This is a genomic window from Roseateles sp., assembly GCF_031397715.1.
Classification (GTDB): domain Bacteria; phylum Pseudomonadota; class Gammaproteobacteria; order Burkholderiales; family Burkholderiaceae_C; genus Paucibacter_A.
On sequence record NZ_JANNMI010000036.1, the window covers coordinates 1 to 7,638 of the forward strand.

Consider the following 7,638-nt stretch of genomic DNA (forward strand, 5'->3'; position numbering starts at 1 on the left):
CCGGCCTGATGCAGGAGCTGCAGGGCCAGGTCGAGCTGCAAGCGGCGAGCGTCGAAAGGTGGGGATTGGGAGCTTGAGTCCAAGGTGTTCCAAGGTAATCCAAGGGTTCGGAGGGCCTGAGCAAGGCTGATGTGGCGGCAGTCTAGCAGCACAAAAACACCGCTCAGCGCTCAAACAAGCCGGCATTGGCTGGCCTGTTTGCTCTATGCTGGATGCGGCTCTCGGCACACACTTGAAGCCGATACGACACTAGCTCCCGGCTTACCTAGAGTTAAGTGGAGTCATCAGCGGAACCATCAGCGGAACAACCAGCGCAACAACCAGCGAGCCCAACACATGTCCACAGCACCAAGCGCCTCAGGCGCAGACGTGATTGACCACGAGTTCGGTTTCAGCCGGACTGACTTTGACCGTGTGCGAGCGCTGATTTACAAGCATGCCGGCATCAGCCTGCACGAAGGCAAACATGCCATGGTCTACAGCCGCCTGTCCAGGCGCCTGCGCGACACCGGCCACAAGTCTTTCTCGGCCTATTTGCAATGGCTGGAGAGTTCCACCGGCGCCCAAAGCACGCAAGAGTGGCAGGAGTTTGTCAACTGTCTAACGACCAACCTGACCTCCTTCTTTCGCGAGGAGCATCATTTCCATGCACTCGCCGATGACCTCAAGCCGCTGGCCGGCAAGCCGGTGCGGATCTGGTGCTGCGCGGCCTCCACCGGCGAGGAGCCCTACTCGATTGCCATGACCTGCCACGAAGCGCTGGGCGCCAATGCGCAGCTGCAGATCTGCGCCAGCGACATTGACACCAATGTGCTGAACACCGCCAAGCGCGGCGTCTACCCGGTCGACGCGCGCGGCCTTGATCAAACCCGCCTGCGCAACTTCTTCTTGCGCGGCACCGGCGACAACGCCGGGCGCATCCGCATCAAACCGGAGTTGCAGCGCTGGATTGATTTCAGGTCGCTGAACCTGATGGATGCACAGTGGTCACTGGGCGAGCCCTTCCACTTGGTGTTTTGCCGCAACGTCATGATTTACTTCGACGCACCGACGCAGCGCAAGGTCTTGGAGCGCATCCACAAGGTGATGCGGCCGCAGGGGCTCTTGTTTGTCGGACATTCGGAGAACTTCACCGAATCGAAGGATCTGTTCCGCCTGCGCGGCAAGACAATTTACGAGCGCGTCTGATGCCCAGCACCAGCGTCGCAACCCTCAAGTCAGCAGCCTAGCGGCCGATATAAAAACATGAGCACCCCCTCCGCCTCGACCGGTGCCGGCACCGGCGCGATGTTCACCAGCGGCCCGGGCGCTGCCCGTGTTGCCCAGCTGAAGGCCATGCCGCGTAAAAACGGCGAGGCCTCGTTCTTCTTTTACGACGCGCATTTCAAGAACGCCGCCGTGAAGATTTTGCCGGGTGAGTATTTCGTCGACAACGAAGACATCCTGGTCATGACCACGCTGGGCTCCTGCATCGCCGCTTGCCTGTGGGACAGGCACGCACAAATCGGCGGCATGAATCACTTCATGTTGCCCGAAGGCAGCGGTGACTCTGGCCGTTATGGCTCGTTTGCGATGGAGCTGTTGATCAATGAAATGATGAAGCGTGGTGCCGCCAAAAGCCGTATGGAGGCCAAGATCTTTGGCGGCGGCGCGGTGATTGCCGGCATGAACACCATCAACGTCGGCGAACGCAATACCAACTTCGTGATCGACTATTTGAAGACCGAACGCATTCCCATCGTCTCCAAAGACGTGATGGACATTTACCCGCGCAAGGTCTGCTTCTTGCCGCACAGCGGCAAGGCCATGGTCAAGCGTTTGGCTCCGGCCAACACCGACGCCCTGGTGCAACAAGACCGCGCCGCCGCTCAGAAGGCTCAACCCGTGGTCGCCACCGGCGGCTCGGTCGACCTGTTTTGAGCAATCCCTGCTAGGAGAAGTATTCGATGGCCAAGATCACAGTTGTGGTGGTGGATGACTCTGCGCTGGTGCGCAGCATCCTGACCGAAATCATCAATCGTCAACCCGATATGACATGCATTGGCGCCGCGGCCGACCCGCTGCTGGCGCGTGAAATGATCCGCTCCCTCAACCCGGATGTCATCACGCTGGACATCGAGATGCCCAAGATGGACGGACTGGACTTTTTGTCACGCCTGATGCGGCTGCGCCCGATGCCGGTGGTGATGGTGTCCACGCTGACCGAACGCGGCGCCGAGGTGACGATGAAGGCCTTGGAGCTGGGTGCGGTGGACTTCGTCGCCAAGCCCAAGATCGGCGTGGCCGACGGCATCCGCTTGCTGGCCGACGACATCACCGACAAGATCCGCATCGCCTCCAAAGCCCAGATTCGCCGCAGCCACGCGGCGATTGCGCCGGCCGCTGCGTCCGGCGGCGGCGCCCACGCCGGCGTTGCGGCGCCGGCCAAACCGGTGACGATTGCCAGCCTGGGTCGGCTTTCAACCGAGAAGATCATCTTCATCGGTGCCTCCACCGGCGGCACCGAGGCGACCAAGGACGTGCTGGTCAACCTGCCGGCCGACTGCCCGGCCGTCGTCATCACCCAGCACATGCCGCCCGGCTTCACCAAGAGCTATGCGGCGCGGCTGGACAGCCTGTGCCGGATCCGCGTCAAGGAAGCAAGCGACGGCGAGCGTATCCTGCCCGGCCACGGCTACATCGCCCCCGGCGGCTTTCACCTCAGCGTGGAGCGCTCCGGCGCCAACTACATCGCGCGGGTGCAAGACGGCGAGCCGGTGAATCGCCACAAGCCTTCGGTCGAGGTCTTGTTCAACTCGGCCGCCCGGGTGGTGGGGCAAAACGCCCTGGGCATCATGCTGACCGGCATGGGCGCGGACGGCGCCAAGGCGATGAAGGTGATGAAGGACGCCGGGGCCTACAACTTTGTGCAGGACGAGGCCACTTGCGTGGTGTTCGGGATGCCACGTGAGGCGATCGCCGCCGGCGCCGCCGATGAGGTTTTGCCCTTGACACAGATCGCAACTCGTTTGGTTGAGCGCCTGCGCAGCACGGCCGGCATGTCGATGAACCGGGTCTGAAAGACTGACTCCCGGACGCCGCATATGTCACAGAATCGGCTGATTTGTATCCAGCGGTTCGCCGTTTCGTAGCGCTGTCATCAAAGCCAGGCAGCATCCGGGAATGACAACGATCTTCTCCTTGCCTCCGAGCCGAAACCAGGAGCGCCCTGCTCCACTGCGGGTTCAAACCCTGATCGATGAAGACCTGCTGAGCACCTTGTTTCAGCCGATTGCGCAGCTGGACTGCGGGCTGATTTACGGGCACGAGGCGCTGGTACGCGGCCCGGTCGGCAGCGCCTTGGAATATCCGGACGCTCTCTTCACCGCCGGCCGCCGCGAAGGCCTGACGGTCGAGCTGGAAGTGCGCTGCGCCCAGCAGGCGCTGAAGGACTGGAGCCGGCAAAAGCTGGGCGGCCGTTTGCTGATCAATATGAGCGCCGCCGCGCTGACCCATGCCTTGCGAGCTGAGCAAGGCCGTGGCACCCTGTTCAGCGACGAGGCTTTTGGCGTGGCACCCAGCAGCATCATGATCGAGCTGACCGAGCATGAACGCGTCACCGACATCGAGAGCCTGCGCCGCGCCATCACGACTTTGCGCCGCCAAGGTGTGGGCATCGCCTTGGATGATTTCGGTGACGGCCGCTCGTCGCTGCGCTTGTGGTCCGAGATCCAGCCCGACATCGTCAAGATCGACAAATACTTCACCCACGACCTACCCGCCCATGCCGAGAAGCTGCAGACCTTTCGCGCGCTGCTGCAGTTGGCCGAGACCTTCGGCGCCCAGCTGATCGCCGAAGGCATCGAGAGTGCCGAAGAGCTGCGCGTGCTGCGCGACCTGGGCGTGACCTTTGGCCAGGGCTGGCTGATCGGCCGGCCCAGCCGCGAAGGCGCCGTCGAGGCGCTGCCGGGCGCGCGCTCGGTGCTGGCCAGCAGTGATATCGCCGTGCTGCCCGAGCTGCGCCGTGCGTCCAGCAACGGCGTAACGGCCGAGCGCTTGATGATGCAGGCCGTGACCGTGCGCGAGGACGCCAGCCACGAGCAGCTGTTCCGCCTCTTCAACGAGCATGAGCAACTGCACGCGATTGCGGTGCTCAATGCAAAGGACGAACCGGTCGCCCTGGTGGACCGCAGCCAGTTCATCAACCGTTGGGCCAAGCCCTTCTTCAATGATTTGTACGGCCGCCATGCCTGCACCTTGTTTGCCAACCCCTCGCCGCTGATGGTTGACGCCGACACCGGCATCGAGGCCTTGACCACGGTGCTGACCTCGGCCGACCAGCGCTATTTGCGCGAAGGCTTCATCATCACGCGAGAGGGCCGCTACCTGGGTCTGGGCACCGGCGAACAGCTGGTGCGCTCGGTCACCGAGGCGCGCATCGAAGCCGCCCGCCATGCCAACCCCTTGACCTTCTTGCCCGGCAATATCCCGATCAGCCAACACATTGGGCGGCTGTTGACCAGTGGCCGCGGCTTCGTGGCGGCTTATGCGGACCTGAACCATTTCAAGCCCTTCAATGACGAGTACGGCTACTGGCGCGGCGACGAGATGATTCGCCTGGTCGCGCGCGTGGCCAGCAGCCACTGCGACAGCCAGCGCGACTTTCTCGGCCATGTCGGCGGCGATGACTTTGTGATGCTGTTCCAGAGCGATGACTGGGAGCTGCGCTGCGAACAGATCGTCGAACGCTTCAATGATCTGGCGCGCAATCTGTTTGACGCCGCTGCCTTGCAGGCCGGCGGCATCATGGCCGAGGATCGCCACGGCGATATGCGCTTTCACCCTTGCACCACGCTGAGCATCGGCGTGGTGCAAATTGCGCCCGGCACGCTGCAGCGGCCCGAGCAAGTGGCCAGCGCCGCCGCCACCGCCAAGCGGCACGCCAAGCATGAGCAACTCAGTGTTTATGTGATGGCGGCCTGAGCCATCACTCAGGGGGCCAGGAACAGCTCCTGCAAATCATTGAGAAAGTCAAAGCCCCGCGGCGTGGCGGCCAGGCGAGCGGCGTCCGTCTCCAGCAAGCCCTTGGCACGCGCCGCCGCCAGCGCACGGTGGATACTGGACGGCGGCAAGCCGGTGCGCTCCAGATAGGACGTCAGCGGCACGCCCTCGCGCAGGCGCAAGGCATTCAGCATGAACTCGAACGGCAGCTCAGCGCGGCTGACCTCGTGCTCGTTCGACACCGCCGCGCCCTCGGCCGCCTTGCTCATATAGGCAGCCGGCTCGCGCCAGCGCACCTGGCGCAAGACCCGGTGCGGAAACGACAGCTTGCTGTGTGCGCCGGCGCCAATGCCTAAATAGTCACCGAACTGCCAGTAGTTCAGGTTGTGCGCGCAGCGATGGCCCGAACGCGCAAAGGCCGACACCTCATAACGGTCCATTTGCAGGGCGCCGGTGCGAGCGGTGATCAGGTCCAGCATCTCGCTGGCTAGGTCGGCATCGGGCAACTGCGCCGGCGGCGCGATGGCAAAACGGGTGTTCGGCTCTATGGTCAGGTGATAGACCGACAGATGCGGCGGCGCGAAAGCCAAGGCCGTCCCCAACTCGGCATCCAGTTGTTCAAGCGTTTGCCCCGGCAAGGCATACATCAGATCGATATTGAAGGTCTCGAAGGCCTGCGCCGCTTCAGCAATCGCCGCCTTGGCCTGCTCAGCGCTGTGGACGCGGCCCAAGGCTTGCAACTTGGCGTCATCGAAACTTTGCACGCCGATCGACAAACGGGTGATGCCGGCGGCGCGGAAGCCCCTGAAACGATCCCGCTCGAAAGTCCCGGGGTTGGCTTCGAGCGTGATCTCGCAGCCCGGCTCCAGCGGCAGCCGGGCGCGCAGATCGGAGATCAACTCGGCAATCTGCTCGGGCGCGAACAGGCTCGGGGTGCCGCCGCCGATGAAGATGCTGACCACCGGTCGGCCCCAGATCAGCGGCAGCGCGGCTTCCAGATCCAAGCGCAAAGCGGCCAGATAGGCACGCGCCGTCTCGACCGGCAGTTGCTTGCTGACGGGGGTCTTGTCCGCAGCGTTCAAAAGAATGACCTTGCCCGCCGGCCCCGGCAGCTCATGCGAATTGAAATCGCAATAAGGGCATTTGCGCAGGCACCAGGGCAAATGCACATACAGCGACAACGGCGGCAAAGCGGCCAGACTGAGGGTGCCGGGCCTCATCATGTGCAAGACTTCAGCCAAGGTGCCAGGCCTCGCGCATTTGTCGCACCAGGTCGGCGGCAGCCAGAGCCCGGTGGCTTTGGGCGTTCTTCTCGGCGGCGCTGAGTTGCGCCACGCTGCGGCCCAAGCTCGGTATCCACATCAAGGGGTCGTAGCCAAAACCGGCCTCGCCTGCCAGCGCAGGCAATATCTGACCCTGCCAGCGGCCGATCGCGATCAAGGGTTCGGGGTCGGCTGCGGATCGAACCGCCACCAGCGCACAAACGAAACGCGCGCCCCGCTCGCTCAAACCTGACATTTGCTCCAGCAGCACGCGGTTATTGTCGGCGTCCGATTTAGGCTGACCGAACAGCGTCGCATAGCGCGCCGACAGCACGCCGGGCGCTCCGGCCAAGGCCTCAACCGCCAGGCCGGAGTCGTCGGCCAAGGCGGGCAAGCCGCTCAGGCGGGACGCGTGGCGCGCCTTGGTCAGGGCGTTTTCGACAAAGGTCTCAAACGGCTCCTCCGCTTCGGGAATGCCGAGCGAGCCCTGCGTTAGCAAATTGACGCCCAGGGGCGCAAACAAGGCTTGCAGTTCGGCGAGCTTTTTGGCGTTGTTGGAGGCAAGTACCAAGTCCATTTTCAAATGCCTAAAGCAGCACGTTGCGCGGCCAACAGTTGAGAGATACCCACTTCGGCCAAGTCCAGCAGCGCATTCATTTCCAGCCGGCTGAAGGCCACGCCCTCGGCCGTGCCCTGCAGCTCGACAAAGCCGCCGGCCGCCGTCATCACCACATTCATATCGGTGTCGCAGGCCGAGTCCTCGGTGTATTCGAGATCGAGCAGAGGCGTGCCGTTCAAGATGCCGACCGAGATCGCCGCCACCGCGTCGCGGATCGGCGACTGCGTGATCTTGCCCTGAGCCAGCAGCCAGCTCACCGCATCATGGGCAGCCACAAAGGCGCCGGTGATGGCGGCAGTGCGGGTGCCACCGTCAGCCTGAATCACATCGCAATCAAGCGCAATCGTGCGCTCACCGAGCAGGCTCAAATCGAACACGCAGCGCAGCGAGCGGCCGATCAAGCGCTGAATCTCCTGCGTGCGGCCGCTTTGTTTGCCGCGCGCGGCCTCGCGGTCGCTGCGCGTATGGGTGGCGCGCGGCAACATGCCGTATTCGGCGGTCACCCAGCCCTGGCCAGAGCCGCGCTTGTGCGGCGGCACTTTTTCTTCCACCGAGGCGGTGCACAAGACCTTGGTGCCGCCAAATTCGATCAAGACCGAGCCTTCGGCATGGCAGGTGTAATGGCGGGTGATGGTCACCGCCCGCAGCGCATTGTTGGCGCGGCCGGTGGCGCGCGCTGTTGTTTCAACAGTCATCTATTTCTCTCTCAGGACTTTTTCTTGGCCAAGCTTTCATTGGCGCGGGATCGCTCGTTGCCGAGGCGTATGGCTTCCTTGA

At 63.3% G+C, this 7,638-nt stretch carries 7 protein-coding genes; 4 read left to right on the plus strand and 3 right to left on the minus strand.

The window, feature by feature from the left end:
* Positions 1 to 336: 336 nt before the first annotated feature.
* The 4 genes from RMO57_RS01740 to RMO57_RS01755 all read left to right on the plus strand — a co-directional run bounded on the left by RMO57_RS01740 (position 337) and on the right by RMO57_RS01755 (position 4,962).
* Positions 337 to 1,188: a CheR family methyltransferase gene (locus RMO57_RS01740; protein ID WP_310383651.1), complete on the plus strand. Its 852-nt coding sequence runs from the start codon at positions 337 to 339 to the stop codon at positions 1,186 to 1,188.
* Between the two features lie 57 nt (positions 1,189 to 1,245).
* Positions 1,246 to 1,920 carry a chemoreceptor glutamine deamidase CheD gene (gene cheD, locus RMO57_RS01745; protein ID WP_414896359.1) on the plus strand — a complete coding sequence of 225 codons (675 nt, stop codon included), beginning with the start codon at positions 1,246 to 1,248 and terminating at the stop codon, positions 1,918 to 1,920.
* A 26-nt stretch (positions 1,921 to 1,946) separates the two neighbouring features.
* Positions 1,947 to 3,059, plus strand: coding sequence for a chemotaxis response regulator protein-glutamate methylesterase (locus RMO57_RS01750; RefSeq protein WP_310383653.1), 1,113 nt, complete (start codon positions 1,947 to 1,949; stop codon positions 3,057 to 3,059).
* A gap of 103 nt (positions 3,060 to 3,162) precedes the next feature.
* Positions 3,163 to 4,962 (plus strand): GGDEF domain-containing protein, encoded by a 1,800-nt coding sequence (locus tag RMO57_RS01755; protein WP_310383654.1) that lies wholly within the window; start codon positions 3,163 to 3,165, stop codon positions 4,960 to 4,962.
* A gap of 8 nt (positions 4,963 to 4,970) precedes the next feature.
* Here RMO57_RS01755 and hemW read toward each other — a convergent pair whose 3' ends face one another.
* Genes hemW through rph form a run of 3 tightly spaced genes read right to left on the minus strand, consistent with a single transcriptional unit; the run spans position 4,971 to position 7,556 of the window.
* Positions 4,971 to 6,203, minus strand: a complete 1,233-nt coding sequence (gene hemW / locus RMO57_RS01760; protein WP_310383656.1) for a radical SAM family heme chaperone HemW — start codon at positions 6,201 to 6,203, stop codon at positions 4,971 to 4,973.
* A gap of 10 nt (positions 6,204 to 6,213) precedes the next feature.
* Positions 6,214 to 6,819, minus strand: coding sequence for an RdgB/HAM1 family non-canonical purine NTP pyrophosphatase (gene rdgB / locus RMO57_RS01765; RefSeq protein ID WP_310383658.1), 606 nt, complete (start codon positions 6,817 to 6,819; stop codon positions 6,214 to 6,216).
* A gap of 2 nt (positions 6,820 to 6,821) precedes the next feature.
* Complete coding sequence (rph, locus tag RMO57_RS01770) at positions 6,822 to 7,556, minus strand: ribonuclease PH (RefSeq protein ID WP_310383660.1); 735 nt, start codon at positions 7,554 to 7,556, stop codon at positions 6,822 to 6,824.
* Positions 7,557 to 7,638 lie beyond the last annotated feature (82 nt).